This is a genomic window from Sorangium sp. So ce693 (assembly GCF_051521375.1).
Classification (GTDB): domain Bacteria; phylum Myxococcota_A; class Polyangia; order Polyangiales; family Polyangiaceae; genus Sorangium; species Sorangium atrum.
Genome location: NZ_CP150347.1, coordinates 1,910,941 through 1,937,376 on the forward strand (window position 1 = coordinate 1,910,941; position 26,436 = coordinate 1,937,376).

The following is a 26,436-nucleotide window of genomic DNA, read 5'->3' on the forward strand; positions in this document are numbered from 1 at the left end:
TCGCGCTCGCACGCATCTCGGACGGAGCACTGGCGCGGACGCGTGCACGCTATGCATGTTTTGCGGCCCCTCTGGTGCCGACGTCATGGATTTTCCAGAGGAGATGTCCGATCCGCGATGTGAGCTTCGCCCACAGCGCCTCCTCCAAGCCGCGCCGAAGTCCTTCCCTTCCTGGCGGGGAATCCTTGCTGGGCGAGTTCCTTGCGGGGAATCCTGTCGGGCAGGACGAGCCCGGATAAAGACATGCTTGCGGGGGCTAGCGCGCCTCGTGGCAGCGCCGCAGCTCGCTCGTGGGGCTAGCGTCGCGGTTGCAGGCGCGGAGCTCCTCGGTGAGGCGAGCGACCTCTTCGACGAGGGCCTCGTTGCAGCGACGGAGCTCGCGCGAGGTGCTCTGAGCGTCGCGATAGCGCAGCGCGTTGTGCACGGCTACCGCCGCCTGCGACGCGAGGAGGCCGCAGAGCTCGACCTGGCCGGCGCGGAACGCGCCAGCGTTCGCGCCGTTCTCCGCGTAGAGCACGCCCGTGAGGCGGCCCTGATGCGTCATGGCGAGGCACAGGATCGATCGAAGGCCGCCCTCGAGCAGGTAAGGGTCGTCCGCGAACCGCTCGTCCATGGCCGCGCTGGCGAGGGCGACCGGCTGCTGTGTCAGGGCGACGTGCTGGACGACGCTGGCGGCGAGATCGGCGGCCTCGAGCGGCGTCGCAGGTCCGACGCGGACCCCTCCGCGGTCGCCGTCGAGCTCGGCCTCGACGGTCAGCGCGCCGTCGCGCGCCAGGAGCAGCACGGCGCGCTGCGCCCCCGCGCTCTCGCTCAGGGCCCGGAGGAGCCGCTCGAAGAGGCGCTCCGGGACGAGCTCTCCGCAGATCGCGCGCGAGACGCGGAGGAGGGCGAACGCGTCGAGCGGCGTGGGGCGCTCCGTGCTCGCCGGGAGCGCGGACTCCGGCGGACGGCTCTGCTGCCCGAGGAGCGCGGCGCGCGCGACGAGGTGCGGGTATTTTCGCGACAGCTGTCGCGCTTTGGCCGCCGCGCCCCACCGCAGATAGCCCTCGTGGGCGTCGGCCATGTAGACGTGGGCGATCCTCTCCCTGCCGCTCGCCAGGTGGAACTTCGCGCAGAGCTCGCTGGCGAGCGCCTCGTCCCGGACGAAGCCGTTCACCTTCGCCGACTCGATCGCTTGATCGTAGAGCTTCATCGCCGCGAGCTCCTCGCCGGCGGCGCGCGCGGACTCCGCGCGGAGGAGGAGGTGTTTGTGACGGTAGTTGTCCGGGCACCGCTCGGCCCACTCCGAGAACCGATCCCGGTAGCTCGCCACCGAGACGGTGCTCAGCTGCCGGCCGCGCGCCAGCGTGGGCGAGAGCAGCGTCAGGCAGGTGTAGAAGAACACCTCGGTCGCGAGGTGATCATCGACGCCGCCCTGCATTTTCGCCTCGGCCAGCGAGCCCATCCGCAGCGCCCCCTCGTGGTCCTCGTTCAGGAAGCAGATCTGCTGCCGCAGCGCGTAGTGGACGCGCGCGGCGGCGCCGTACGCCGGCGCCGAGAGCTTCGCTTCATCCCCTGCGTCGTCGAGATCGCCGTGGCTGGGCGGGCGTGACGTGCCGGCGCGCGTCGCGTCCATCAGGTCGTCGAGCGCGCGGCGCACCCCGGCCAGCGCGAGGATGGCGAGCTCCTCCCGCGCGCGCCGCACGACCGAGAGAAACCCGTCGACCTCGGCCCGCACCGCCTCGCACTCGTCGCCGAGCCCGAATCGAACGAGCGCGGTGTGGACGCACGCCTGGGACAGGTAGGTGAGATCGCCCGTCCTGTGCCCCGCCTCGAGGGCGGCCTGGAAGAGATCGAGGCTCGAAAGGAGGTGATCGGTGAAGACGCTGATGTGGGCCCCGAGCACGACGCGCAGCCGGCAGGAGAGCTCGGGCTGTCCGGACCTCTCGTTCATCTCGATCGCGAGCTGCCCGAGCTCGTACGCCTCGTCGTAACGGCGGAGCACCCGCGCGGCGACCCAGGCGTAGGCCATGTAGCCGTACGAGGAAGCTCCGCCGTGGCCGCGCTCCAGCGACAGGTTGACCTGCCTGGCCGCGATGAACGTGCAGAGCGGCGGGTTCACCGTCGCGGCGGGGAGCATGAGGGCCATGAGGAGCCGGAGCGCCGCGCGGGTCCGGGCGTCCGACGCCTCCGGCTCGTCGAGCAGATCCTTGAGCCGGCGCGTGCCGAGCGCGACGCGCGCGGCCGCGAGCTCTGCGTCCGCGGCCGCCTTGCGCCCCGGCCCGTCCTCGGGGAGAGGGACGCCGAGCATCGCGAGGGCCGTCTTTCCGAGCGCCACCGCCTCATCCAGCCGGCCCTGGGTGGTGTACACGGCGATGCGCAGCTCGTACGCCCTGGCCCGCTCGAGATCGGAGCGCGCCTCCGCGGCGAGCACGTCGAGCAGCGACTCCGCGCGATCGAGCCGACCGCCGAGGTGCGCGCACTCGGCCGCCTCCGCATGCAGCGAGAAGGCAATCTCGTGGTCTCGCTTGAAGCTCCCGTCCGGCAGCGCCGCGATCCCGGCCTCGAAGAGATCGGCGGCCGCCGGGGTCGCGCCCCGCTCCCTCGCCTTGCGGCCCGCGGCGAGGTTCATCGCGGCGAGCGCCGCCCGCTCGCGCGGCTCTACGATCAAGGGCGCGCCGAGGTTCAGGTGGTGCGCGGCCTCGAAGAGCGCCTCGTCCGAGCGCTCGCGCTGCGATCGCGCCTCGGCCATGCGCCCGAGGCGCAGGTGGACCGCGCGCCGCTCCGCGTCAGGGAGGGCGGCGTAGGCGTCGATGTCGACCTTCAGCACCTGCGCACGCGGCGTGCGCTCGTCAGCGGGCTTGCAGAGCAACTTCATCGCCATCTCCGAGGCGATCACGGGGCGCCGGCGGCGAGGGCGGGGCTGGCGCGGGGGGCCGCGCAGTCGCGCCTTCGCTCGCAGGGAGCTCCGTCGTGATCGTAGATGGGTAGGGGGTCATGGAGGGGCCGTCGCCCGTGGCTGCGGGCTCCTCCAGCGGGGATACGTCCGCCGGAGTCGGGTGGCAGCATCCTACCCTAAGTGGGCGCGGGTGCGCTACGGTGGTAGGCTCCCGTCTTCTCGTTCTGCGCGCGCGGCCAGCCACCCGCGGAGCCCGGAGGAGGGCAGCCTCAGGTCCGCGCGAGCGCCCCCCCCCGCGGCTCGCGGCTTCGACGCCCGCCCCGGCGTCGGGGCTTCGCGCGCGAGCAGCCCGCCCCATCGCCTGCGCCTCGCCGGGGCCCGGCGGCGTTCAAGATGCCAGTCGCCCGCGCCTCGACGGCAGCGGCGAGCGACTCGGCCAGATCGCGTGCGTCGATGATCTGGATTCGGAACATGCGATGTCCATGGCGAGAGGCGCTCTATCCACCTCTGTCGACGCGAGCGGGCCAGTGCGTGAATCGAACGTTCGCGCGGCCGGGGTCGAGTGGCCAGCTCTCCGGGGAGCGACCGTGTGGAGAGGACATGAAGCGGCTCTGCACGAGCGCGTCCTGCCCCGGATGAGCCCGCATTCATCGAGAAAAGTTTGGATTTTTCAACTTCGCGAGAAGCTTGAAAGGCGCGGGCCATGGTCCGCATCCTGCAATGTTTCCAGTGTGCCCGCGTCGAGGCGGGAGAGGAGATGCAGTATGTGGTCTGTCTTGAGAGCACTGAGCGCCCTCTGCGGCGTCATCTGCTGTGGAGCCGGGTGTATGTCCTCGGAGGCTGCGGACGCTGTCGCGGAGGGCGAGCCGGGAGGCGACAGCGGCGGTGCAATGCGGGCGAACGCGGAGCACGGCCCGCCTCCCAGGATGTGCGAGATGGGGGCAGTCGGCCCCGGGGGCGTGTGTCTGGGTGCCGCGGTCGCACCCGGCGGGCGGTCGGTCAGTGCGGCCGGGCTCGACGACGGCGAGCGGGCCGAGCGGGCGTGTCGGCAGAGATCGTTCAGCCGGCAGTATCCTGGCAAGGGCGCGACCCTGCGCGGCTTCACGATCGACGGCGCCGGCCGCGCGCTGCTCGCGGGCTCCTTCGAAGGGGAGCTGACCTTCGGCAGCACCCGGCTGCGGAGCGCGGGCGCGACGGACGCCTTCGTGGCCGAGCTCGACGCGTGCGGCGCTCCTCTCTGGAGCGAGCAGTTCGGCGACGGCACGGCGCAGAGCGCCATCGACGTGGCCGCGAGCAGCGGGGGCCAGACGCTCGTGCTCGGCGATTTCGCCGGCACGGTCCGCTTCGGCGCGCACCGGCTCACGGCGGCGTCGCCCTCGGGCGCGGACCTGTTCCTCGCGAAGCTCGGCCCGCGCGGCGCGGCGAGCTGGGCGGCGCAGATCTCCGCGGAGGAGGGCGCGATCCTGAGCGGCACGGCGCTCGCCGCCGATGGCCGCGGCGGCGCGCTCGTGCTCGGCAGGCTGGAGGGAGCCGCGAAGGTCGCCGGCGCGCGGATCGAGCGGCGAGCGATCGGCGCCTTCGTCGTCCGGCTCGACGCATCGGGTCGCTTCGCGTGGGTCAGCTTGCCGCCGAGCGGCTCCGACAGCGACGAGATCGGCATCAAGGTCGACCGCGACGGGAACGCGATCCTCGCGAGCCAGGACGGGCGAGGCACGGCGACGTTCGTGACCAAGCTGGACCGGAACGGAGAGCTCGTGTGGCACAAGCGGTTCCGTGGCTCGCCGGACCAGCTCGAGGAGGCGTACGACCTCGCCGTGGATCCAGAAGGCGCCGCGTTGCTCTCCGGCAGCGGCGTCTTCGGCGAGCCCGATCTGCCGGGCGGCCCGCGGCCGTTCGTCGCCAAGATCGGCCCGGACGGCCGCGTGATCTGGGTGAAGCGCTTCGACGCGCGGAGCCCCCGCCGCGTCACCGCGAGCGGCGAGCGCGTGGTGCTGGCGGGCGACGCGCTGTGCGGGTCGGCGGGCGAGCCGGCGTCGTGCAGCGCGTGGGCGGCCGGGCTCAGCTCCAGCGGAGAGGAGCAGTGGACCCGGCGCATCGGCGCGGACGTCCACGTCTCCGGGCTGGAGATGGACCCGTGGGAGAGCCCGATGCTGGCCGGGTCCTTCCAGGGCACGATGGCGCTCGGGGGCGAACGCCTCTCCAGCGACCAGGGCGCGCTCTTCCTGACCCGCCTGCCGGACCCGGGCTGACGCGCGCGGGCGTTCGGTTCTCCCGAGAGATCGCCTGGAAAGAGCCTGGCTTCGGCGGAGGGCGCGGCGCGGTCCGGCTCACACGCCGAGCGCGCGGCGGATGGCGGCGACGATCTCCTCGGGGGTGCCGCTGATGTCGACGCGGATCGCGTCCTCGGGCGGCTCCAGCGCCGCGAGCTGCGTCGCGAGGAGGCCGGCGGGCATGAAGTGATCCTTGCGCGCCGAGAGGCGCGCGGCGATCAGCGCGGGATCGCCGGTCAGGTGCACGAGGCGCATCCGCGCGGGGTCGACGAGCAGCTGCGCACGGTACGTCGCCTTGAGCGCCGAGCAGGCGATCACGGCGCCGCGCCCCTCGTCGAGGAGCTGGCGGATGCGCGCGGTGAGCGCTGCGATCCACGGCGCGCGGTCCCGATCGTCCAGCGGCTTGCCGGAGCGCATCTTCTCGATGTTGGCGGCGGGGTGGAAGTCGTCCGCGTCGACCAGCTCCGATCCGAGCTCGCGCGCAAGGCGCGCCCCGACCGTCGTCTTCCCGGCGCCGCTCACGCCCATCACGAGCACGATCACGGGCGCCGCGCCTCTCCGAGGGCTGTCTCTCGCGCTCTCCGCATGGCGGGATCCATCCTATCATGGGCGGTTCGGCACGCCCCCTGCTGCGCCGGGCGCATGCGTAGTTCTCCGATCCCTGTGGTCCTGTTGCCATTTTCCCTCCTCTGCGCCGGTTGCTCCTCTGCCGGCGCAGAGCGGGAGCCGCAGCCCTCGCCGTCCGGGTGCGCCGATCCGGGCACCGCGGGCTGCGTCGTCGCCTCGGACAGGCAGCGGGCCCGCGCACCTCGGGTATCGGAGGCCGACGCCAGGGAGCTCGCCCTCGGCAACACGGCGTTCGCGCTCGAGCTCTACCGCCGGATCGGCGCCGCGCCGGGCAACCTCTTCTGTTCGCCGTACAGCGTGTCGAGCGCGCTGGCGATGGTGTACGCTGGCGCGCGCGGGGAAACGGCGGAGCAGATGGCGCGCGCGCTGCGCTTCACGCTGCCGCAAGCGCGGCTCCACCCGGCGTTCAACGCGCTCGATCTGGCGCTCGCGCGCCGCGGCGAGGGCGTCGACGGGCAGGACGGCAAGGGGTTCCGGCTCCACGTGGCCAACGCGATCTGGGGGCAGGTCGGCTCCGCGTTCGTGCCGTCGTTCCTCGACCTGCTGGCGGAGAGCTACGGGGCCGGGCTGCATGTCGTCGACTTCGTCCAGGCGCCCGACGAGGCGCGGGGGATCATCAATGGCTGGGTGGCCGAGCGCACCGAGGACCGCATCGAGGACATCCTGCCCGAAGGCGCCCTCGGGCCCTCGACCCGGCTCGTGCTGACGAACGCCATCTACTTCAACGCTGCGTGGCAGTTTCCGTTCGAGGAGGAGGAGACGACCCCGGGGAGCTTCACGCTGGCGGACGGCTCCACGGTGTCCGTGCCGATGATGGCCAACCATGCGCAGGTCCGTTATGGCGAGGGCGACGGCTACGAGGCGCTGGAGCTGCCCTACGACGGCGGCGAGCTGTCGATGGTGCTCGTGCTCCCGTCGGAGCTCGCGACCTTCGAGGCGGGGCTCGACCAGGCGCGACTGGATGGCGTCCTCGCCTCCCTCGGATCGCGGAGCGTCACGATGACGCTGCCGAGGTTCAAGATCGTCTCGACCCTGGATCTCGCCCCGCCGCTCGAGGATCTGGGGATGCCCGCCGCCTTCTCCGATGGCGCGGATTTTTCGGGGATCGACGGCCAGGGCGGCCTGTTCATCACCGATGTGCTCCACAAAGCGTTCGTCTCCGTGAACGAGGCGGGCACCGAGGCGGCGGCGGCGACGGCGGTGGTCATCGGCGAGACGTCGGCGCCCGAGCCTGCCACCATCCGCTTCGACCGCCCGTTCCTCTTCGTCATCCGGGATCGCGCGACGAGCGCGATCCTGTTCGTCGGCCGCGTGGCCGACCCGTCCAGCTAGGAGCGCCGGGCCTGGAAGAGCGAGGCGTCCTGCGACAGGCGTGGCGTCCTGTCCCATGGCGGCGCGTGCCTGCCGCGGTGCGCGCCGCGCGGGCCCTCTCAGTAGAGGCGGGGGACGAGCCGCGCGGACGTCCGGCGCGCGTAGTCGTCGTATTCCGGGAAGGTGTCGCGCAGCACGCGCTCCTCGTATCCCATGCGGATGATCTGCAGGATCATCTCGACCGTGTAGATCAGGATCGCGGCCATGGACGGATAGATCAAGATGATACCCGTCCCCTGGATCAAGGTGGCCAGATAGACCGGGTGGCGCACGAGCCGGTAGGGGCCGCCGGTGATGAGGCGTCGCGCTTCGGGCATGACGCTGAACGACTTGCCCAGCCACCCGATGCTGACCACGGCGAGCGCCATTCCAGCGATGATGAGCAGCGTGCCCGCCACTTGACGACCGGGCATCGGCGGGGCCTTGGGCAGCCATGCGATGCTCGCCGGCAGCAGGCCGGCGGCGAGCGCGGTGATGCGAGGTACGACGCCGCTCAGCTTGCGTACAGGGCGGAGGCGAACGAGCGTGAACGCCGCGACGAGCAGCAGGTAGGCCTCGGTGGCCACGAGCGATGCCACCGTCGTCCCGTACGTGAGCCCCCTGGGCCCGCTCCAGAGAAACAGGTGAGCATGGATATCGCGCCCGACGAACAGGGCGTTATAAAGCATGAGGACGGCGAGCGGCAGCCGCATCGCGAGATCGTAGAGCACCGCGCCATTCATTTGTATTCCCCCTCACTTCGCATCGTGAGAGGGGGCGCGAGCGAGGTCAAGCCAGCAGGGCTATTGCCGCGTCGGATCCATCATCCATCCACCGCGGGCGCAGCGCGCTTCGATGAGGGGGGCCGCGGGACGATCGCGGTCTGTCGAAGACAGCGCCTTCGGGGGAAGAGGAGAGTTCAGCCGTATCGGAGCTTGAGGAGGAACACGATGCCCGGCGCACAGCTGGTCCTCCCGCCTTGGCGCTCACAGCGCCTCGACCATCCTCTCCACCGCATCGCGGATCTCTCGCTCGTCCAGCGCCGCGAACCCGAGCCGCAGGTAGGGGCGCTTCTTGCCGTCGAACGCGAACCGCCGCCCCGCCGAGAACGCCACCTTCCGCGCGAGCGCGCGCTCGGCCCAGGCGTCCGTGTCGATCGCGGCGTCCACCTTGGCCCACAGGGCCATGCCGCCTGCTGGCACGGCGAAGTCGAGCGCGTCGGGGAGCCGTGCGCGCAGCGACGCGACGAGCAGATCGCGCCGCGCCCGGTAGGCGCGGCGCGCGCGCTGCGCGTGGCGCTGCACCTCGCCGTCCTCGAGGAGCTCGGCGACGGCGCGCTCCACGGCGTGATCGCCTTGCCGGTCGACGAAGGTGCGGTGGAGGGAGAGCCGCTCGATCAGCGGCTCCGGGGCGACCACGAAGCCGATCCGGAGCCCGGGGGCGAGGATCTTCGACAAGGTGCCGATGTAGACGACGACGCCGGCCGTGTCCGCGCTGGCGAGCGGCAGCACCGGGCGGCCGTCGTAGTGGAACTCGTGATCGTAGTCGTCCTCGAGGATCGCGATCCGGCGGGCCCGGCAGAGCTCGAGGAGCGCGATGCGCCTGCCGGGCGCGAGCACCGCGGTCGTGGGGTACTGGTGGTGCGGGGTGACGTAGACGGCGCGCAGGCGCTCTCGCTCGGCGAGCTCCGAGAGCGCGTCGACGGAGAGGCCCGCGGCGTCGACCGGCAGCGGGAGGAGCCGCGCGCCGGCGAGGCGGAGCGCCTCCCACGCCGGGCGGTAGCCGTAGGACTCGACGGCGACCGCGTCGCCCGGCGCGATCAGGGCGCGCGAGACGAGGTCGAGCGCCATCTGGCTGCCGCGCGTGACGAGGACCGACTCCGGCCCGGCGGCGAGGCCGCGCACCGCCGAGAGCATCGCGGCGAGGGCGGCGCGGAGGCGCTCGTCGCCGCGCGGATCGGCGTAGTCGAGCAGCCGATTCGACCCGGCGTGCAGCGCGCGGCGGTAGGCGCGCGCGAGCGCCGCGGTCGGGACGAGGCGCATGTCGGGGAGGCCGCCGGTCATGCGGAGCGTGCCGGGCGGGGGGATGTGCACGCGCCGGAGCGAGGTCGCGCCGAGGTCGAAGCCGAGCCGCGCCGGCACCTCTGCCCGCGCGGCGGCGCGCCGGGCGAAGCGGCGGGGCGACGGCGCCGGCAGCTCCGCCGAGACGAAGGTGCCGCGCGCGGCGCTGGCCTCGATCCAGCCCTCGGCGGCGAGCTCGCGGTATGCGGCGAGGACGGTGTTGCGATGGACCGACAGGGACCGCGCGAGCGCGCGGCTGCCCGGCAGCTCGGCGCCGGCGCGGAGCCGGCCGCGGCGGATGTCGTCGGCGAGGGCGCGCGCGATCTGCAGGAAGATCGGCTGTGGCGCGGCGGGATCGACGGCGAGGGCGAGCTCCCAGGGCATGCCAGCTGGTCTAGCAGAAAACGTCGAACCGGATCTTTCAGGAGTACCAGGTGCGCGGCAACCTGGGTCCATGCGCAGGGAGATTTTTCGCATGGAGAGGGCGGAGGCCGAGGCGTTCCTCGGGCTCGCGGAGGTGGTCCACCTGGCGTCGACGACGGCGGAGGGCGAGCCGGTCTTGAGGACGGTGCACGGCGTCGTGGTCCGGGGCGCGATCGCGTTCCACGGCGCGCCCGTGGGCGAGAAGACCGAGGCCGTCGGCCGGCCCGCGGTGGTGTCGTGCGAGCAGGTCGTCGCGTCGATCCCGAGCTACTTCACCGATCCGGAGCGGGCGTGCCCGGCGACGACGCTCTACCGGAGCGCGCAGGCCCACGGGATGATCGAGCGCGTGGACGATCCGGACCACAAGGCCGAGGTGCTGGAGGCGCTGATGCAGAAGTACCAGCCCGAGGGCGGGTACACGCCGCTCGACGCGTCGAGCCCGCTCTACCGCAAGGCGATCGCCGGCATCCTCGTGCTCGCGGTCCCGCTGTCGCGGCTCGACGGCAAGGCGAAGCTCTCGCAGAACCGGACGCCCGAGGAGCGGGCGCGGATCCTCACGAAGCTCTGGGAGCGGGGTGCGCCGGGCGATCCCGCGGCGATCGAGCTGCTCCGCGCCGCTTGCCCGGACACGCCGGTGCCCGAGTTCCTGCAGGCGCCGGCGGGCTGCGTGCTCTCGTGCGCGCTCGGCCCGCGCGACGTGGCGGAGGCGGTCGATCTGCTGGAGGGCGGCTACTGGAACCAGGGCGTGCCGCGCGAGGCGATCGGCCGGGCGCAGCTCGGCTCGTCGGCGTGGGTGGGCGCGCGCGACGCGGCGGGCCGGCTCGTGGCGACGGCGCGGGCGATCAGCGACGGGAGCAGGCGCGCGTGGGTGTACGACGTGATGGTCGCGCCCTCGCTGCGCGGCCGCGGCGTGGGCGAGGCGGTGGTGCGTCTGCTGCTCGGGCACCCGGCGGTCCGAGGCGCGAGCCACGTCCACCTGGGCACCCAGGACGCGCACACGTTCTACGCGAGGTTCGGGTTCCGCGACCGCGCGGAGCTGCCGCCGCGGCCGTTCACGTCGACGGAGATGCAGCTCATCCGTGCGTGAAGCGGCGGCCAGGCGTCAACGCGGCGCGGCCGCGCCGCTGCACCGCGGTGGCCCGCGAGACACACGGCACCTCCGACCCCGTTTTCGCCAGCGGAAGGCTAGTTCGCACCGATCGAGATGGCGTTGACCACCGAAGAAGGGTGTCCCCAAGAGATCCCAGATGAATGCCTGATCCGCCGCTGAGCACGGCTCAACTTCTGGGGCGACGAGGCTCGAAGCGCCTCGATTCTCGACGGTTACGAAGGTGAACTAGATACGAGCAGGGGATACCGTTCGATCGTGGGCGCAAGGGGAGACAGCGTCGGGACTGGCCCTCTCGCCTGCACGAGCGACGATCCGCGCTACCTTGATGAGCTGCGTATCTTGATTGGGGGCGTGCGGCCACGCCGTGGACTCGCTCGCCTCGTCGCGATTGCCGAGGAGTGGCCAGCCACCGTCGTCCTCGCCGGAGAGCCCCCTGACCGGCGGTCCGAAGAGCAGAGGACCGGAGCACGCACCTCCCGCCATTGCGCTCGTGTGGACGCCCGCGCGAGATATGGCCGGCACAGCCGCGAAAGTTGCGGAAAGGCTGAGAACCCAGCGCGCCACAGTGGATTCGAACCACTGGCCTTCGGCTCCGGAGGCCGAAGGCCAGACGAAGATAGCGCTGTTTTTGAGGGGCGTCCAGACGATTGGCCCCGGGCTGTGGCCAATGGCCAATCAGATCCGACGCTCTGAGTCGACCCCGGCAGGCGCGGCACGACCGCGGCGGGGATCTCGGTCACCCCGGCGACGTAGCCGAGGTGCGTGCGCGGGTCGCTGTGGGCGGTCAGCTTCATCGCGGTCTGCATGGTCACCCCTGGGGCGTTCGCGAGCGCCGAGGCGAAGGCGCGCCGGAACCCGTGGAAATCGAGGCGCCGGGTCCTCGAGGTGTTCTTGTAGAGCTCGGTCCGCTCGATCCCGGCGCGGCGGCATTCGCGGCGAAGGCGGTCGGCGTAGCTGGTCCCTCGCTGCGCCTTGAACCCACCGGCGTTCTGGCCGCGGCGCACGGGGAAGACGGGGCCCGACGTCGGCCGCCCGGCGCGCTCCCACCAGTCCCGCAGGATCGGGCGGAGCTCCTGGGGCACGGCGAGGTCCTGCGGCGTCTCGGTCTTGCTCCGCGGCACGACGACGTGCGCGAAGTGGATCAGGTCGAGCTGCAGCCAGTCCCAGCGGTTGACGTCGCTCGTCCTCATGCCGCCGAGGATCCGCGCGCAGGCGCACATCGCACGCAGTTCGCTCGCGTTCATGGCGCGCCATCCGTCGCCGAGGGCCGCGCGGCGGCCGAGGTGCTCGAGCAGATGCACGACCTCATCGTCGGTGAGGATCACCGGCTGCAGCTTCACCTCGCGCACTTTCGGGAGCTCGGCCTTGTCGACCGGGCTCTCGGTCACCAGCCCGGCGCGCCACGCCGCCTTGAAAAGCCGCCCCATCCCCGCGCGGACGTGGTGCAGCGTCTCCTTGCTCCTGCCGGCGAGGACGACGTCGTCGAAGATGGCCTCGATGTCCGTCGGGCGCACGTCGCCTAGTAGCTTCGCGCCGATGCGCGGGAGCGCGTAGTCCCGAATCCGCTGCTCGTCGTCGCGCGCGCTCACGATCTCCTGGGCCTTGCGCTTCGCGTTCCAGGTCGCGGCGAACTCGGTCACGGTCATGACCTCGGGCATCGCGGCGGCAGCTTTCGCCGGGTCGATGCCGGCGGCGCGCTGAGCGACCAGCTGCTTGCGGCGCTGCTCGGCGACGCGCTTGTCGCTCGTGCCGAGGCTGTACCACGGGCGCTCGCGGGACGCGCCGGAGCCCTTCGATAGGCGGACGTGCCACACGCCGCCGATCAGCCGCATGTAGCCGGTGCTCGCGCGCGCCATGGCCTACCCCCTCCTCTTCCGCGTCTTGAGCTCGACCCCTGGGATCGGCCCCGACGGGACCGCGGGCGCCTTCCGCTCCGGCGTGACCGAGTGCGGCCCACGGTCGCGCGCCCAGGCGCGCACCGCGGCGACGTCGAAGCGAGGGCTCTTGCCGTACCACTCGACCGGGCAGCCGCGGCGCACCATCCGGCGCACCGTGACGGCGGAGACCCCGAGCGCCGACGCGAGGCCGTCCACGTCCACGAGCGGTGACGCCGGCGTACATGGCGCCGGAGCAGCCGGCATGCGCTCCGCGACGACGCGGGCGATGCGGTCCGCGATCGCGCTCGCGAACGCCGCGCCGAAGCCCTCGAGCGCGTCGGGGGGAATCGACGGCACGGCACCTTCTGTCCTGTGCACCGTCATCGTGATCCCCTCCACCCCGCGGCGCGCGCGTGCGCCCGCACCTCGCTCCGCGTCAGCGACCAGCCGCCGTCTCGGCGCAGCGAGGGCGGTTTGCTCGAGGTGAGCCTCGAGAGCGAGCGGCGCGCCGGCGGGCGCGGGTTGACGTGCTCGCGCATCATGAGCGACCTCCCTTCGCGGCGGCGATCTCCGCGCGCTCGTCCAAGAAGTCTTCCCGCACGCGCATGTACAGCTCACGGGCGACGATCAAGCGCGATTCGATCTGCCAGAGGGCCATGCCGATCGCCTCCGTGTCGACCATATCGACGCCATCGGCGCTCCGGAGCGCGTCCCGGATGATGCGCACGTCCCGCCGCACGCTGTCCTGGATCGCCAGCGCGGGGTCATCGTCGCCCACGAACAGGAGCGCCATCATGTCGGCGATCGTGGCCTGCCCGAGCTCATCGGTGCACGCGTGGAACTCGATCCCGAGGGCGCGCAGGTGCGGATCGGCCGGGCGGCGCACGTCCTTCTGCGGGGGCGGCGAAGGGGGCGAGGGCGGAGCAGCTGCCGGGGGCGCGCTTGCCGCACTGGCCGCGCCGCCGTCGCGAGCACCGGCGCCGTCCACCTGCCCCGAGGCCTCGCTGCTGGCCGCGCGCACGGCCTCCGAGAAGGCAATGACGGCGCGCTGGTATGCCAGCTGGAACCGCTCGTCGTCGCGCTCGAGCATGAAGATCAGCGTCCGCAGGACGAGCTGCACGAGCGCTGCCGGCCCGTTCACGCCCTCGCGAGCGCCGAGCCGTTCCGCCAGCTTCAGGATGCCGCTGAGCGCCTTGTTGATCGCGCTCCGCACGTTCGGCCGATCGGCCGATGTGGCGCGCGCCTGCGAGCTATTCGGACGGGGCGCTTTGCCCGGCGAGGCCGGGCGCGGCTTGCCGGTGCGGCTCTTCGTGGCCTGCCGGCGGGTCGGGGTGATCTTCTTCGTCGTCTTATTGGCGCTCGAGGCGCGATGAGGTACACGGGCCATGGGTCGTCTCCTGGGCTAACAGGGGGTCGATCAAGGGCTCGGTCGGTGTTACCAGCACCGGCCGGGCCCGCTCTTCTTCGGGCGGGTTACTTCTTCGCCGGCTTGGCCGGCGGACGCTTCCCTCCCTTCGACGTTGATGGCGGAGCCGCGTCTGCAGCAGCGAGGCCGAGCTCACGCTCGAGCACCTCAATGCCACGTTCCAGCGCAACCCGGAGAGCATCCGAACGCTTGAGCCGCACGCCAGACACGCGACCAGACAGTGCCTCGGCTATGCGATCCAGCGCTTCCGTCGTGCCCGCCTTCACGCGTCCGGCGATCGGGACGAGATTATCCGTCATCACTTGCAACTGATGACATACAATGAAAACAACGTCAACGCGATGCGCCCCGGGCGCGTCGATTCTGGAGCCGACAGACCGCGATGTGCGCGCCGCTATGCGTCTACCGCGTCGCGTCTGGAGCGCCGCGTTGGCAGGCGCCGCATGGATCGGCGCTGCACCAGGTTTCTAAGGCGTGGATAAACCAGGAATTACTCGGGGTGCAGTCATCAAGCTCGTCTTGATGACCGCGCGGCAGCGCCGGCGACCATCATCACGTGGTTGATGGCCCCGAGGAGCCGGCAACGTTATCCGTATTGTCTTTTACTAGTTCACCGAGTAGCGGAACGGGGCGAGGGCTTTCCCCCGCTGGCAAGTTCAATTCACTTTTTGTGACGCCAATGACTCTGAGCATTTCTGTAGAGTACATCCTGCACTGAATGCCGGATTTTAAATACGCTTCCTCGGATGCGTGTGGACCAGCTAGTATCGACAAGGCACTCACGGCTGCTCTGGAAAACTCGTCATCGCCGAACGCTATATCCAGCCTCGCCTTTGTGCTTAGGACTTCGCCGTGTATCTCCATGTGCTTGCGCGGGTCTGTTTCGGTCAACAGTAGGCTAGCCTTGACTTGAAGACCACAGTAAATGTCGTATGCCTCTCTCTGATCGCTTAATCTCGATTCTAGGTCTTTTCTAACAAGACGCCGCCGCTCGAGCTCCTCTTCGGATTTTGCTTTACGGGCGTCCGCTAACTCGGCGGCCCGCCGAGTGAGCCTGGCGCCAATCCAAAGCGATCCGATAGCCACTATCGCTGTGATGCCCTTGTCGAGGAGTACCAGCCAGGGGGAATCTGCCACTGGGGCAGTATATGCCACTGTGCCTAACGTGCCTAGCGGAATGCCCGGCAGGCGCAGGCGCTACAGCGAGGCGACCACCCTGCAGCACGGCGCTGATCGTTCCACCGCGCGCCGCGAGAGGGGGCGATCTGAGCTCTGCGCCGAGAGGTGGCCACGCCGAGGGGCGGCGAGTTGCACCCCGTGCTTCGCCAGCGTGGCGCCCGCCGACTCTGCCCCTGCCGGCCCGGGCACCGCTTACGGATGCCCTGGATCTTCTCTCACAAAATCGACACCCACCGGTCGGAAGCCCTGGTAGCCTCCCGCGCGCTGCTCGTCCGGTCGGCGGCGCCGACACCGTCGGGGCGATCGCGCGGCGGAGGTCGTCGCTCGGGCGCGATCTCCCGCTTGACGTCGCTCCGTGGCTTCGGAGGGGCGGGCGGCCGCCTCCTTGCCTCGCCGTCCGCCCCCGGGCAGGCTTCGCCCATGGGCCAGCCCGCCGAGAAGCAGCGCCGCGCCACGTACGCCGACCTCGAAGCCGTTCCGCCGAACAAGGTGGCGGAGCTCGTCCGCGGCACCCTGCACGTGTTCCCGCGGCCAGCGCCGCGGCACGCGAACGCCGAGGGGGCCCTGCAGGGCGAGCTGTTCGGCCCATTCCACCGCGGGCGCGGCGGTCCGGGCGGCTGGTGGATCCTCCCGGAGCCCGAACTGCACTTCCCCGATCCGAACGCGCCGGGCGAGATCGACGCGCTCGTGCCCGACCTCGCCGGCTGGCGCCGCGAACGCATGCCCGAGCTTCCCGAGACGGCCTACTTCGCGCTCGCCCCGGACTGGATCTGCGAGGTCCTGAGCCGGTCGACCGAGGACGTCGATCGCGACGAGAAGATGCCGATCTACGCGCGCGAGGGCGTGCGGTACGCGTGGCTGGTCGACCCGATCGCGCGCACGCTCGAGGTCTACGTGCTCGGCGAGGATCGCCACTGGGGGCCGGCGGTCGTCCACCGCGACGCCGCGCGCGTCCGCGCTCAGCCCTTCGAGGCCATCGAGCTCGATCTCTCGGTGCTCTGGGCGAAGTAGCGGAGGGGAGTTCGCCAGCGCGCTGACACGGGCGCTTCGACCGCGGCGAGGGGGAGGAGCGGCGCTGCGTCGTGGTAGCTTCGCCGCATGGTCCACCCGCCCCAGGACGCGGACGTCATCGACGCGCCGAACCCCAACGTCATCGCGAGCCCCATCCCTCCGCGCCACGGCGTTGAAATGACCGTCTTCGACCCGCGCCACGACGTCGCCAGCATCGAGCCGCCGGACCCGCACGTGCACGCGCTCGGGCTCGCCCTGGCGGTCGCCTTCGTGGCCCTGCGCCGATGAGCGCTGCTGGATCGCCCGGAGTTCAGTTCAGGTCGGCGAGACGAACGGCAGGGGGAAGGGCGAGCGCGGCGAGCTGTGCTTCGAGGGTCTCGCGGATCCGGACGGCGCTCTGCAGGACGATGCGGACGGCGTCCTGATCCTCCTGGCCACCGTCCACGCGGCGGCGAGCCGATGTCTCGAGGCGTCCGATCTCGACGAGCTGAGCCTCGATCCCACGGCGCACTCGCTCCACATCCGCAGCGGCGAGAGCGGCTCTCGCTTCGTGCTCCCAGCGCTTAGCCGCTGCGGCCTTCGCTGCGGCGAGGTCCCGAGCATCTCGGGCGGCGGGCACGTCGGCCCCACGCGCAGCGACGAGCGACGCTTCCGCGGCGGCCAGCCTCGTGCATGCCTCGAGCAGCGCGCGCTCCGCGGTCTCCAGCGTGAGCCGAGCGCGCAACACGTCCGCTTCGTGCGCTTCAATGGTGTTCATCAGCCGAACAACCTACCCAACACGCCGAGAACGTTGACAGAGCCGGGATTCTTGAATTCCTCGCAGAGCTCAACAATCACTTGGTCGAGCTCGTCCTCGGCCTTGGGCTCGTTCAGCTGCGCCGTGCTGCCTTCGGGCTTCGACAGGATCGGCTTGGGCGCTCGATACTGCTTGAACTTGATATCCTGAGCCCAGAGGCCCGGCTCGATCTGGTCCTGTTGCAGGACGTCCTCGACGACCACGGACTTGATGCCGAGCGGCTCGTGATACGGGTGGAAGTAGTCGAGGGCCTTGGGGCGGGTGCCGCGCTGCGGGCGCGCCAACAGCTGCGAGAACGTCTCCCATTGCGCGAAGTGCTGCGGCTCCCAGAAGAGCAGCCGCACCTGGAACGACGCGAGTCCATCTCCCGTGAACACGAGGTAGGCTCCGGAGAGGCCGTAGCCCTTCCGCTCGTCCCAGTTTCTCGGCGAGCCGGCACCGTTCACCTGCGCCTGCCCCGGCGAGCGCTGGCCCGCCAGGACGATGACGTCGTACAGGTCTGCCTGTTCGATCGGATTGGGCATGGTGCGCTTGTCCTTACCTGGCGAGGGTCGGGGCCCAGTCGATGGCTGCCATGTGCCTTTAGTTTCGTGCCGAGTGGATCCGGGTGCCCGCCTCAGGAGGAACAGCGCCCGCGCCGTACCTCGTCGGCGTGAGATCGGGCGCAAGCCTGCGCGGTTCCACGGTCCCATCGGCTCGAACCACCAATCCACCGGGCGGGGGCGGGACGTACGTCGCTTTGAAGTGAGCGAGCCTTTCCGCCTCGCGCCTCTCTGCGATCTCCCGAGATGCCTCGCGAACGTCATCGGTCGTATCGCAGTTCAGCCAGCGATTGACCTTCTCCGATGCATCACGGGTATCCGTCGCGTCCCCGCCGCCGCTGCTCGGCACATTGAGCTCGAATCGATAGGAGGGCTTCACAGGGTTGCCACCCATCCCGACCTGCGTTTCGGCACCGCAGGTGTAGCCCATGAAGCGGCTGTGGTTGTACCAGTGCCGCGCCTTCTCGGGCAGCGCCAGGAACTGGGCATGCTGGACATGTGCGAGCTTGTGAAAGGTGCCGATAGCCTTGACGTCGGCCCCGAGCTCCCGCGCGCGCTTCGCGCTGTCCCTGGCGTCCTCCACCGCAGCGTCGATGTCGGCGAGGCCCTTCCGGATGAGCGCTTCCCCGGCGATCACCAGATCCACGCTCGGGTCGATCCGCTCGCGGGCGGCGGCGAGGGCGGCGCGCTCCGCCAGCTCGTCGCGGGCCGCGGCGGTGCGCCGCTCGGCGCGGGCGCGGAGCTCCTCGGCGCGGTCCGGCGCGACGGCCTGCACCTGCTCCTCGAGCGCGGCCAGCTCGGCGGTGCTGGCGTCGAGGGCGGCGCGGGCCTTCTCGTGCTCGGCGGTCGCCTGGCGTTCGCGCTGCTCGGCCAGCCGGATCGCCTCGAGCACCGCCCGGGCGGGGTGCTCGGCGATGCGCTCGGCCCGGCGGCGCCGCTCGGCCTGGACGGCGTCCTGGTGGCGCCGCTCGGCCTCTTCGAGCTGAGCCTCGACCCGTGAGCGCTCGGCTGCGCGCTCGGCCAGGGCGAGGGCTTCCCGCGCAGCCAGCTCGCGCCGCTCGGCCCGGTCGTGCTGGAGCTTCGCCAGGTCGCGAGAGTTCCTCGCCGCGAGAACGGCGGCGCCGTGCTCGTCGCTCGCCTCGTTGTCGAAGGCCTCCTCGGCGGTCGAGAGAGCCGCTTCGCGCTCGGCCAGGCGCGCCCTCGCCTCCGCCGTGTCGCGCTCCGCGGCTCCCAACGCCGCACGGGCGCGGTCCACCTGCGCGGCCGCGTCGTCCACCGCTCCCGAGGCGGGGCGGCTCGGCCGCTCCTCGCCCACGTTCAGGATCGCCCCCAGCACCTGTCGAAACATGCTCATCGTCCCCTGTCTTCCTCGAGGCGCGCGCGCCCCGTCTCGCTGTTCATCGCCGCGCCCGCGCCACGTCGGCGGCCGTCGCGGGAGAGAGATTGCTGGTCTGGAGCACCGCCGTCCGCGGCTCGGTCCGCAGCGCGCTCCGTGGGCCCCGCTGCATGCCCATGGCGCGGTCGACTGCGGCAAGCGCCGCGCTCTCGACCGGTGCGCGCGCCGTGGACGCCGCGGCGGCGCGCTGCCGGGCCGGGAAAGCGCGCTGTGATATCTCGCGCCCATCCGGCGCGAACAGCGCCCCCGCCATCGCCTCGACGGCCGGCTCTTCGGCCTCGGGGTCCCCGAACGCGACGAAGTGCAGGCGCGCCAGCTCGCGGACCACGCTGCGCTCCGTGGGCTCGGGAGCGCCCGGGATCGGGTTCTCTGGGTCGCGGATCTGGATCCGGGCGGTCTTGTTGTCGGGCAGGCACGAGCAGCGCCCGTTCACCGATTCCGCCCTGCTGTTGTACAGCTCCCGCGCGTACTCCCATTGAATCCGCCAGTCCTGGAGCCGGAGCCGCTCTTGCCAGTAGGCGCCGAGCGTTGCCAGGTTCGGGCGCTGCGCTCTCGTGTCCCCGGATGGGCAGAGGTATCGAGTCGTCGCTCTCCCAGCGAGGGCGGCGCGCGCTGCGCGCGTGGCGCTCGCCCGATCCGGGCGGAGCTGCTCCGGATCGGTGATCGCGATCAAGCGGCCCACGGCCGGCCCCTCGGGACGTCTGACCTCGGCAGGACCTTCGCCCCCTGCGGCAGGATCCCGATGTGGCTCATCACGAGCTCGCCCGCGGCGGTCCGCCCGACCTTCGGGGCAGCGCCGCGCGGCGCGAAGACACGCGCGAGCGCTTCCTGCTGGTCAGGGCTGCACCTGGCAAGCGCGGCGGCGCGGGCGACGGGGTTGGTGTCGATCCTGGCCAGCGGGCCCCCGCCGGAGGGCGTGCGCTCGACAGCTCGCTCGTACGGCTTCAGCGCGCCTACGCCCGCGCTGACCGGGGCCCCTTCGCTGTAGGCCGCAAGCAGCTCGGTCAGCAGGGTCCGCATCACGTTGACGTCCTTGGTCGCCAGGACCGCGCGGAGGAACGCGGCAAACGTCGGATCCATCTCAGCCCTTCCCCTCTGCGGAACGCGCCGCGCGCGCCCGCTTCGCCGGCGCCCGCTTAGTGGCGCTCGCGCTGTGCATCTTCTCCCCCTCGGCGGTTGCGCTCGTTCGCCCCGTCGCGCGCGCGACGTCGCGCTTGCGCTGCTTGCCCACGGCTGCCTTGACGGCCTTCGACTTCCGCTTTCCGGACATGACTCGATTCCTCCTCTCACGCCGCGGCGTGCTCGCCGGCCTGCGCCTGACTCCGCCGCTCGCGCTCCATCGCGTCGAGGCCTTTCTCCATCGCCTCGCGCGCCACATCGGAGAACGACCGGATCTTGCTCCCGTCGACTCGATGCTCGTTCACGCGCCGCTGGAGCGCGTCGCCCATGAAGACCGTGACACCGCGCATGCTCATGGGCACGTAGTCTGATGGGCCCTATCCACGTTTCAAGCGATGTGCTTGATATGACGCTAAAGGACGTTCACAAGGTCGGTTATCGCGACTCATCACAACCCATCGCAGCGTGGCGCCCGGTCAGGGTCGCGGCGAGGGGCGGGAAATATTTCGCACACGAACCATTCACACGTGAAGCATCAACGCGCAGCGCGACGGCGGCCCGGGAAGGTGTCGAGCGCGAGCGGTGAAGCCCAGGGCGAGCTGCGCTTCGCGGGCCGAGCGGCGGCGGGAGCTCCCACGCGGGCCCGCCTATCGCCCGGGGCAGGCCAGCAGGCGGCGCGGGCGCCGACGGGCGACGTCACCCCCGCGAGCGGCAGGCGCGGCGCGACGGCGGCCCCTTCCTGCCCCGGCAGCGGCCGGCGGCGAGGGCGGCGGTGGTAGGCGCGCGGAACTCCCCAGGACAGCACCAGCGACGCAGCGCAGGGGCGGCCACGTGGGAGACGAGCTGCTCCTCGACGGTGAGCAGCGACGGCTCCGGGGGCGCAGCGAGGGAGCGTGCTGGCGGTGCAGCCGAGGGGCGAGGATGGGGCCCGGCCCGCGCCGACCAGGAGGGCGGCGAGCGGCGCGGCTGGGACGGCGACGAGGAGGGCGCGCTCGACGGGGCCAGGCTCGGGGGTCCGGTCGCGGTGGTTGCGCAACGGGTTGCGGCCGTGTGAAGGCCTGATTGATGCAGGCACGTGCGTTCACCACGCGAAATCGCGGGCGTTTCGGCCATCAACCGCGCATGCAGCGCTTCATAACGCGCATATCACGCGCATAACCGGCTCTGGTGAAGGCGTGAACCAGCGCTGTGATGTCCCCGGGCGGCGAAGGGGCGCCACGGATCCCGGCATAACAAGCGCCAAGACGGCAGGCGCGGTGCCATTCTGGCATGCGTGGTTGCATAACAAGGGTTTCGAACGCGCAAACCTTGCGCGGAAAAGTCAGGACCCCTGGGCCCGGAATCCCCTGTGACTGTAGACGGGGGTGGTGCGTACGCGGCATCACCGGATGCCTGCCTCCCCTCGCCGCAATGCCTGGTGGAACCTCCCAGCGGGCGCTTGCCTCTCGCACCGCTCTCTCACGGATCGGTTCCGGTTCCCGCCCCTATAGGGCGGGAACCAGGAACCTGGAACCGGTTCCCGTGGTTCCGGAACCGCGGGAACCAGCATCTATCGGAGAGCCACACCGCGCCCCTCCGGACGCGACGGAGCCCCCCCGGCGCCGGGTCGGCCACCTCGGCATGAACGACCTCTCCCCCGACGACCTCGACGAACTCGCCGCCATCGCAGACGCCGCCCTCGACGAGCCGGTCGAGGCGCTCTCGCTGCCGCACCCCGCGGTGCCGGGCGTGCTGCTCGACGTGACCTACGACGCCGGCGGCATCGTCGCGGCGACGTGGCGCTGGGACGGCTGGTGGCGCGTGGCCGAGGTGGGGGAGGGGTGACGGGCCGCGTGGCTCGCCGGAGCCTCGGCCGATGGCGCACCATTTTCAGAACAGATCACGCAGGCGGCGATCAGCAGGCTCAAGTGTGCGACGCTCGCGCCCGGCCCTTGTTCTGCCGAGGTCCGAATATGCAGTGGTTCACCTTGACGGACTGACAGTTCGCGAGTTTGGATAGCGGGCGGTCGGAAACGACTCCCATGTGGACCACGCGATGGTGCGTGGTCAGTGGGATTCGTGCGCCCGACAGCAGAAACCCGGCCCTAGACTCTTGGCGGAGGGGACCGGGCTCAGGAGAATCGCCCGTGGGTAAACCCGAACGACTTTCGAAGCAGACGATATGCGACGTCGACATTGATGGCAACGGGCATCATGCCCCAGGTCGACAAGACCACCGGAGGGAGGCCGCCAACGCAACCTGGCTCCTCAGCAGCCTTGGCGAGCTGAGGCTGACGGGCCTAGCCGCCCTGGTGGTAGCCAGTGGCATCGCCTGGCTGATCTACAGCCTCGCGCAGGGGCTGGGCGCCAGATAGCCGGAGGCGAGCCGGAGGCGTCGGGTAGCGCCTGCGCCTCCGGCTCGCGCGCCGGTCTACGGGGACAGCTGGAGCATCTCCTCGAGAGAGTCTGCGCTCGCGGAGGACGTCAGCTGCCAGGGCTCGCCGGTTCCGGGGGCGGTTCCGCCGGTTCCGGCGAGCTCTCGGCCGTGGGCGCGGGCGTCTGCGGCCCCGACAGGTAGAACATTGCCCGCGGCGCCTTACCGCGCTTCTCCAGCCGACCGGCCCGGCGGAGCTCGTCCCAGCCGGCCTTGATCTGCCACGTCCGCCAGTCATGCCCCTCGGCAGCGAGCTGCGCGCGCACCCAGTCGAAGGACGGCGCCGCGCCATGCTGGCCGAACAGCGCGACGATGGCGCTCGTGATCCCCTGCAACGGGCCTGCCGGCGATGGCGGTCGCGTCGACTCCGTCGGGCTGCTCCTCGCGTTCGGATCGCGCGGCGCCTGTCGAGGCGCGGAGGGCGGCGGCGATGGGGGCGCGCTGCTCGGTTCCGGGGGCTCGAGGTCGTCGTCGAAGTCCTCGAGCGGCGAGGGCGCACGGCGCTCCGCTGGCGCCGAGGGCGCGCCGCCCCGTCCGGGGTCGACTCCGGATCCACCGCACCGGAAGCACACGCCATCCGCGTTGTGCTCGTACTCCTTCAGCCTGCCCGCGCCTCGGCACTTTTTGCAGGGCATCGACTCTGCCGCCGGCGAGGGGCCGCGCTCGCTGCCATCGGGGACCGAGCCGACGCGGATCACCCCGTTGACGTTCACGAGCCGACCCGTCGCGATGAGCTCCTTGAGCTTCTGCAGGGTGTCTTGCTTGCGTCCTTTGACCTTCGTGCAGAGGTCGTTTGCGCTCTTGAACGCTCCGCCGGACCTCCTCACGGCTTCGAGGATGTCGCGTTCGAGCTTGCAGGCTCCGCCGTTGGCGCCGCTCATGTTCTGCTCTTCCTGCGGGATTGGCACTTCGCGGAAGTCCAGCCGCGCGCCCCTCTCCAGCCTGAACTTGATCTCGTTCGGCCCGAGCCGGTTCTTGGCGATGGCGACGTCGATCACGAGACCCTTCGCCTCGGGCACGCTGCGAAGCAAGAGGCCGAGATCTGCGCCGTACTCGATGCCGCTGCTCTCCTTGAACGCGGCGAGGTCGGATGAGTTCTCGGCCTGCGCGCGGTTGCGGTACGAGCCGCGGTTGAGCTCGCTCGTCGCGACAAGGCAGATCTTGTGCTTCGTGGCGAGGTAGGTCATGCGCTTGACGCGTGCCTCGATCTTCATGCGCGAGTCCTGTCTTCATGCGCGAGTCCTGTGCGGGGTCGTCGAGGCTGAACGGCGCGGAGTGCAACGAATCGACGATGACAGCGACCCGCCGGCCGTTCGCGTTCGCGGCCGCCCACTCGATGACATCCTCGACAGAGACGCTCTCGAAGCGAGAGTCGAAGATCGCCAGGTTGTCACCCGTCTCCGAGAGACGATCTCGCAGGTAGGCCCACGCCGGCCCGGACACGCCCGTGTCCTCGCTGTCGAGGTCGGCCCGAGAGAGCCCGTACATCTGGCCGATCCGGCTCAGGATGCCGTGCCGCGGCTCGTCCGTAGCGAAGATGACCACGAGAACCTCTTGCCGCTGGCCGTTCACCTCGACGCCGCGCGAGGCCCAGTTGTAGCCGAGCGACGTCAAGAGAGACGTCTTGTTCGCGCCGGGCGCCCCGCCGATGACGATGAAGCGCGACGTCTGGAACCCGCCCCCCGTCGCGTTGTCGAGCGGCTCTATCCCCGTCGGGATGCGCTTGAACACGCCCGGGAACGTGCCGCAGAGCTCCGCCAGGTTGGGCGGCGCGACCTTGGGGGCCTGCTGCGGCTCGCGCGGCCCGGAAGGCTTCGCCGTGCGCCCCTCGCGCCGAGCTGCAGGGCGCACCGGCGCGGCTTGGGGCTCGTCCTGGATCGCTTGGCGCTCTAGGTCGTCGTGCTCGACGACCACGTCCACCGGGGGCGCGTCGTACTCGGCGCACCCGTTGAGGTAGGCGGACAGCCTGATGTCTTCCGCGACGCTCGCGTCGTTCGCTGGTGCTGTCGGAGCGATGATCGGCGCGTTCATCTCGGCCTCCGCGGGCGCGGCTTCCAGGGTCATTCGGCCGGCCTCCACAGAAGACCGAGCGCGCGCCGCAGCTCCGCGCGGGCGGTGGCCATGCCATCGGGTCGGTGAAGCGCGCGGAGCGCGTTTACCGTCGCCTCGAGGGCTCGCCGGCGGCGTGTCATCGTGACGAGCTCGTCGAACGCCTGCGCGAGTCGTTCTGGCGTGCACCGGCGCCGCATCAGGCCGCGCCGATAGCCGCGCATCTCGGGCAGCATGAGCTCTGGCGTGAGCTGCCCCGTGGAGATGGCCGTTGCGAGTTCGAAGTGCATCGGAGCCGCGAAGAGCTCCGGCGGCATCGCGCAGGGCCCGCGCAGCATCGCGCCGAGTACGTCGCACTCGGCGTTGTAGTCATAGAGAGGTTCAGCCGCGCGTTGTCGGCGGCCGCGGTCCGCGTGCCTCGCTGCGAGGTAGACGCCGAGCCCCGCCATGAGTTCGTTCCCGAGGTCCCGCTGTTCGGCCAGAAGGCCCCGGAAGTGATCGCGCTGTTCGGCCTTCTCGAAGGCGAGAATGGCGCACAACATGCACGCTGTCCCCGGGCGCGGAGGCGCCGGCATCGGTGCGCCCCGCTGTTCCTGCGGCCGACAGGTCGCAGCGCCGGTCATGCCGAGCCCCGCGTGCAGGCGTTGACGGCCCGGTCGGGCCAGAACACGGCGGCGGTCTGGAAGCTCTCGCAGCGGGAGACGGCGAGGGTGCGCACCATGCCGCTCTGCACCGGCCGACGGATGGCGGCGGCGACGTCGTGGTGTCCGGACGCGGCGAGGGCTTCGGCGAAGGGCTCGATCTCCTCGTACCCGATGAGGATCTCGCCTTCCTGCTCCACGCCTACGATGAGCTCGCCGGGAGCAGGGCAGCGAAGGGTGAGCGCCTCCAGAATGGCGGCGTGCGTAACTTCGTGCTCGGGCCCCAACGGCTCGCCGAACCGGGCCCACGAAGGCACCGGCGACAAGGGACCTGTCACGAGGTAGCAGGCACCAGCACGGCCGCCGGCCGCCCGATGCGCCCGCCGGCGCTCGACCCGCGCGCGTGAAGAGCGGGACATCAGGCCATCCCTCCACACGCGCTGATCGGCCGCGGAAGCTCCGGCCACCGCGCGACCGCGGTCGAGAAGGTGCCGTCGGGCGCGACCGCGAGTACACGAACGCCGCCGGCCGGAACCGGCGCGGCGATGGCCTGCGCGGTCTCCTCCTCGCCCGCGCGCCGCAGGTGCGCCACGAGAGCAGGAATCGAGGCGAACGTGAACTCAGGTCCCCTCGGTCCGGCGCGCCCAACCACGAGGATCGAGCGCACGTCTTCGGGGGGCGGCCCGAGCTCCGTGAGGAAGGCCCGCAGGGCGGCGATGACGCGCCCGATCTGGCCCTCGACGCCCTCCGCTGCGCCCCGCTGTGCTGCTCGCCCGCGGCTCATCGTCTCCCACGCAGGGCGGGCATGCCCATCTCCGCCAAGACGCCCGCGGCGTCTGTCGAGGGGCCCTCCGCGTCGTTCGCTGGGACCGGCGCGGGCCGGCGGCGCTTCGCCTCGAGGTAGGCCAGGACATCCGACCGCTGGTAGCGCCAGCCGCGGCGCGAGCCGAGCTTGATCGCGGCGATCTCGCCCTTCCTGGCCATCCGGATCGCGGTCTCCCGGGAGACCCTGAGGAGCGCGCCCGCGCCGTCCGCGTCGAGCAGATCGTCCTCGGCTTGCCCGGCCTGCTGCACCTCTTGGACGACCACCTGAACGACCTGCACCAGCATCGGGAGCAGAACCGCGGCCGGCCCGTCGGGGCTCGCGAGCGTGGCCAGCACGCGCGCCGTGATGTCCTTGCCGCCCTTGCCACCGGGCGGCGCCTTCGCCTTCATGTCGCCGGGCTTGCTCGGGCCGGCTGATGCGTTCGTCCTCTCCATACACGTCC

27 protein-coding genes and 1 pseudogene are annotated in these 26,436 nt (G+C 71.3%); 6 read left to right on the forward strand and 22 right to left on the reverse strand.

What is annotated here, in order from left to right:
• Nucleotides 1-256: 256 nt before the first annotated feature.
• Nucleotides 257-2,857, reverse strand: a complete 2,601-nt coding sequence (locus WMF14_RS07205) for a GAF domain-containing protein (protein WP_437799497.1) — start codon at nt 2,855-2,857, stop codon at nt 257-259.
• An 848-nt stretch (nt 2,858-3,705) separates the two neighbouring features.
• Between WMF14_RS07205 and WMF14_RS07210 the strand changes: the two genes are divergently transcribed.
• A complete protein-coding gene (locus tag WMF14_RS07210; RefSeq protein ID WP_437799499.1) occupies nt 3,706-5,127 on the forward strand; it encodes a hypothetical protein in 1,422 nt (473 codons plus the stop codon).
• Between the two features lie 78 nt (nt 5,128-5,205).
• On the opposite strand, the gene WMF14_RS07215 is transcribed toward WMF14_RS07210, so the two are convergent.
• Nucleotides 5,206-5,691, reverse strand: coding sequence for a gluconokinase (locus WMF14_RS07215; protein WP_437799501.1), 486 nt, complete (start codon nt 5,689-5,691; stop codon nt 5,206-5,208).
• Between the two features lie 99 nt (nt 5,692-5,790).
• Between WMF14_RS07215 and WMF14_RS07220 the strand changes: the two genes are divergently transcribed.
• The gene (locus WMF14_RS07220) at nt 5,791-7,107 is read left to right on the forward strand and encodes a serpin family protein (protein WP_437799503.1); all 1,317 of its coding nucleotides are present in this window, start codon (nt 5,791-5,793) and stop codon (nt 7,105-7,107) included.
• A 98-nt stretch (nt 7,108-7,205) separates the two neighbouring features.
• On the opposite strand, the gene WMF14_RS07225 is transcribed toward WMF14_RS07220, so the two are convergent.
• Entirely contained in the window at nt 7,206-7,868 is a 663-nt protein-coding gene (locus WMF14_RS07225) for a methyltransferase family protein (RefSeq protein WP_437799505.1), read from the reverse strand.
• A 243-nt stretch (nt 7,869-8,111) separates the two neighbouring features.
• On the reverse strand, nt 8,112-9,569 hold the full coding sequence (locus WMF14_RS07230; RefSeq protein WP_437799507.1) for a PLP-dependent aminotransferase family protein: 1,458 nt from the start codon (nt 9,567-9,569) through the stop codon (nt 8,112-8,114).
• Nucleotides 9,570-9,660: 91 nt separating this feature from the next.
• Here WMF14_RS07230 and WMF14_RS07235 point away from each other — a divergent pair, with 91 nt between their 5' ends.
• Nucleotides 9,661-10,695: a GNAT family N-acetyltransferase gene (locus WMF14_RS07235; RefSeq protein WP_437799508.1), complete on the forward strand. Its 1,035-nt coding sequence runs from the start codon at nt 9,661-9,663 to the stop codon at nt 10,693-10,695.
• A 341-nt stretch (nt 10,696-11,036) separates the two neighbouring features.
• Here the strand turns inward: WMF14_RS07235 and WMF14_RS07240 are convergent, their stop codons facing one another.
• From WMF14_RS07240 to WMF14_RS07260, 5 genes are all read right to left on the reverse strand, one after another.
• Entirely contained in the window at nt 11,037-12,575 is a 1,539-nt protein-coding gene (locus tag WMF14_RS07240) for a tyrosine-type recombinase/integrase (RefSeq protein WP_437799510.1), read from the reverse strand.
• 3 nt (nt 12,576-12,578) lie between these two features.
• Nucleotides 12,579-12,953 (reverse strand): hypothetical protein, encoded by a 375-nt coding sequence (locus WMF14_RS07245; protein ID WP_437799512.1) that lies wholly within the window; start codon nt 12,951-12,953, stop codon nt 12,579-12,581.
• Nucleotides 12,954-13,134: 181 nt separating this feature from the next.
• Entirely contained in the window at nt 13,135-13,983 is an 849-nt protein-coding gene (locus WMF14_RS07250) for a hypothetical protein (RefSeq protein WP_437799514.1), read from the reverse strand.
• Nucleotides 13,984-14,069: 86 nt separating this feature from the next.
• A complete protein-coding gene (locus WMF14_RS07255) occupies nt 14,070-14,321 on the reverse strand; it encodes a hypothetical protein (protein WP_437799515.1) in 252 nt (83 codons plus the stop codon).
• 253 nt (nt 14,322-14,574) lie between these two features.
• Nucleotides 14,575-15,159, reverse strand: coding sequence for a hypothetical protein (locus WMF14_RS07260; protein WP_437799517.1), 585 nt, complete (start codon nt 15,157-15,159; stop codon nt 14,575-14,577).
• 462 nt (nt 15,160-15,621) lie between these two features.
• Here WMF14_RS07260 and WMF14_RS07265 point away from each other — a divergent pair, with 462 nt between their 5' ends.
• Nucleotides 15,622-16,212 (forward strand): Uma2 family endonuclease, encoded by a 591-nt coding sequence (locus tag WMF14_RS07265; protein WP_437799518.1) that lies wholly within the window; start codon nt 15,622-15,624, stop codon nt 16,210-16,212.
• 87 nt (nt 16,213-16,299) lie between these two features.
• Nucleotides 16,300-16,500 carry a hypothetical protein gene (locus WMF14_RS07270; RefSeq protein WP_437799520.1) on the forward strand — a complete coding sequence of 67 codons (201 nt, stop codon included), beginning with the start codon at nt 16,300-16,302 and terminating at the stop codon, nt 16,498-16,500.
• 22 nt (nt 16,501-16,522) lie between these two features.
• On the opposite strand, the gene WMF14_RS07275 is transcribed toward WMF14_RS07270, so the two are convergent.
• The 7 genes from WMF14_RS07275 to WMF14_RS07305 are packed head-to-tail and all read right to left on the reverse strand — an operon-like array spanning nt 16,523 to nt 20,421.
• Nucleotides 16,523-16,969 (reverse strand): hypothetical protein, encoded by a 447-nt coding sequence (locus WMF14_RS07275; RefSeq protein ID WP_437799522.1) that lies wholly within the window; start codon nt 16,967-16,969, stop codon nt 16,523-16,525.
• Nucleotides 16,969-17,532, reverse strand: a complete 564-nt coding sequence (locus tag WMF14_RS07280; protein WP_437799524.1) for a hypothetical protein — start codon at nt 17,530-17,532, stop codon at nt 16,969-16,971. Before WMF14_RS07280 ends, WMF14_RS07275 begins: the two co-directional genes overlap by 1 nt.
• A 58-nt stretch (nt 17,533-17,590) precedes the next feature.
• Complete coding sequence (locus WMF14_RS07285) at nt 17,591-18,904, reverse strand: hypothetical protein (protein ID WP_437799526.1); 1,314 nt, start codon at nt 18,902-18,904, stop codon at nt 17,591-17,593.
• Between the two features lie 43 nt (nt 18,905-18,947).
• Entirely contained in the window at nt 18,948-19,628 is a 681-nt protein-coding gene (locus tag WMF14_RS07290) for a hypothetical protein (protein WP_437799528.1), read from the reverse strand.
• Nucleotides 19,616-20,026, reverse strand: coding sequence for a hypothetical protein (locus tag WMF14_RS07295; RefSeq protein ID WP_437799530.1), 411 nt, complete (start codon nt 20,024-20,026; stop codon nt 19,616-19,618). The genes WMF14_RS07290 and WMF14_RS07295 overlap by 13 nt, the downstream gene beginning before the upstream one ends.
• Before the next feature lies 1 nt (nt 20,027).
• The gene (locus WMF14_RS07300) at nt 20,028-20,216 is read right to left on the reverse strand and encodes a hypothetical protein (RefSeq protein WP_437799531.1); all 189 of its coding nucleotides are present in this window, start codon (nt 20,214-20,216) and stop codon (nt 20,028-20,030) included.
• A 16-nt stretch (nt 20,217-20,232) separates the two neighbouring features.
• Nucleotides 20,233-20,421 (reverse strand): hypothetical protein, encoded by a 189-nt coding sequence (locus WMF14_RS07305; RefSeq protein WP_437799533.1) that lies wholly within the window; start codon nt 20,419-20,421, stop codon nt 20,233-20,235.
• 1,264 nt (nt 20,422-21,685) lie between these two features.
• Between WMF14_RS07305 and WMF14_RS07310 the strand changes: the two genes are divergently transcribed.
• Complete coding sequence (locus WMF14_RS07310; protein WP_437799534.1) at nt 21,686-21,889, forward strand: hypothetical protein; 204 nt, start codon at nt 21,686-21,688, stop codon at nt 21,887-21,889.
• A gap of 639 nt (nt 21,890-22,528) precedes the next feature.
• On the opposite strand, the gene WMF14_RS07315 is transcribed toward WMF14_RS07310, so the two are convergent.
• The 6 genes and pseudogenes from WMF14_RS07315 to WMF14_RS07340 form a co-directional block, all read right to left on the reverse strand.
• Nucleotides 22,529-23,692 carry a hypothetical protein gene (locus WMF14_RS07315; RefSeq protein WP_437799536.1) on the reverse strand — a complete coding sequence of 388 codons (1,164 nt, stop codon included), beginning with the start codon at nt 23,690-23,692 and terminating at the stop codon, nt 22,529-22,531.
• 43 nt (nt 23,693-23,735) lie between these two features.
• A pseudogene (locus tag WMF14_RS07320) lies at nt 23,736-24,542 on the reverse strand (RAD55 family ATPase); the annotation flags it as partial.
• Nucleotides 24,539-25,150: a hypothetical protein gene (locus WMF14_RS07325; protein ID WP_437799538.1), complete on the reverse strand. Its 612-nt coding sequence runs from the start codon at nt 25,148-25,150 to the stop codon at nt 24,539-24,541. The pseudogene WMF14_RS07320 and the gene WMF14_RS07325, both read right to left, overlap by 4 nt.
• On the reverse strand, nt 25,147-25,587 hold the full coding sequence (locus tag WMF14_RS07330; RefSeq protein ID WP_437799540.1) for a hypothetical protein: 441 nt from the start codon (nt 25,585-25,587) through the stop codon (nt 25,147-25,149). The genes WMF14_RS07325 and WMF14_RS07330 overlap by 4 nt, the downstream gene beginning before the upstream one ends.
• Nucleotides 25,587-25,952, reverse strand: coding sequence for a hypothetical protein (locus WMF14_RS07335; RefSeq protein ID WP_437799542.1), 366 nt, complete (start codon nt 25,950-25,952; stop codon nt 25,587-25,589). The genes WMF14_RS07330 and WMF14_RS07335 overlap by 1 nt, the downstream gene beginning before the upstream one ends.
• Nucleotides 25,949-26,428, reverse strand: a complete 480-nt coding sequence (locus WMF14_RS07340) for a helix-turn-helix domain-containing protein (RefSeq protein WP_437799543.1) — start codon at nt 26,426-26,428, stop codon at nt 25,949-25,951. Before WMF14_RS07340 ends, WMF14_RS07335 begins: the two co-directional genes overlap by 4 nt.
• Nucleotides 26,429-26,436: the final 8 nt, after the last annotated feature.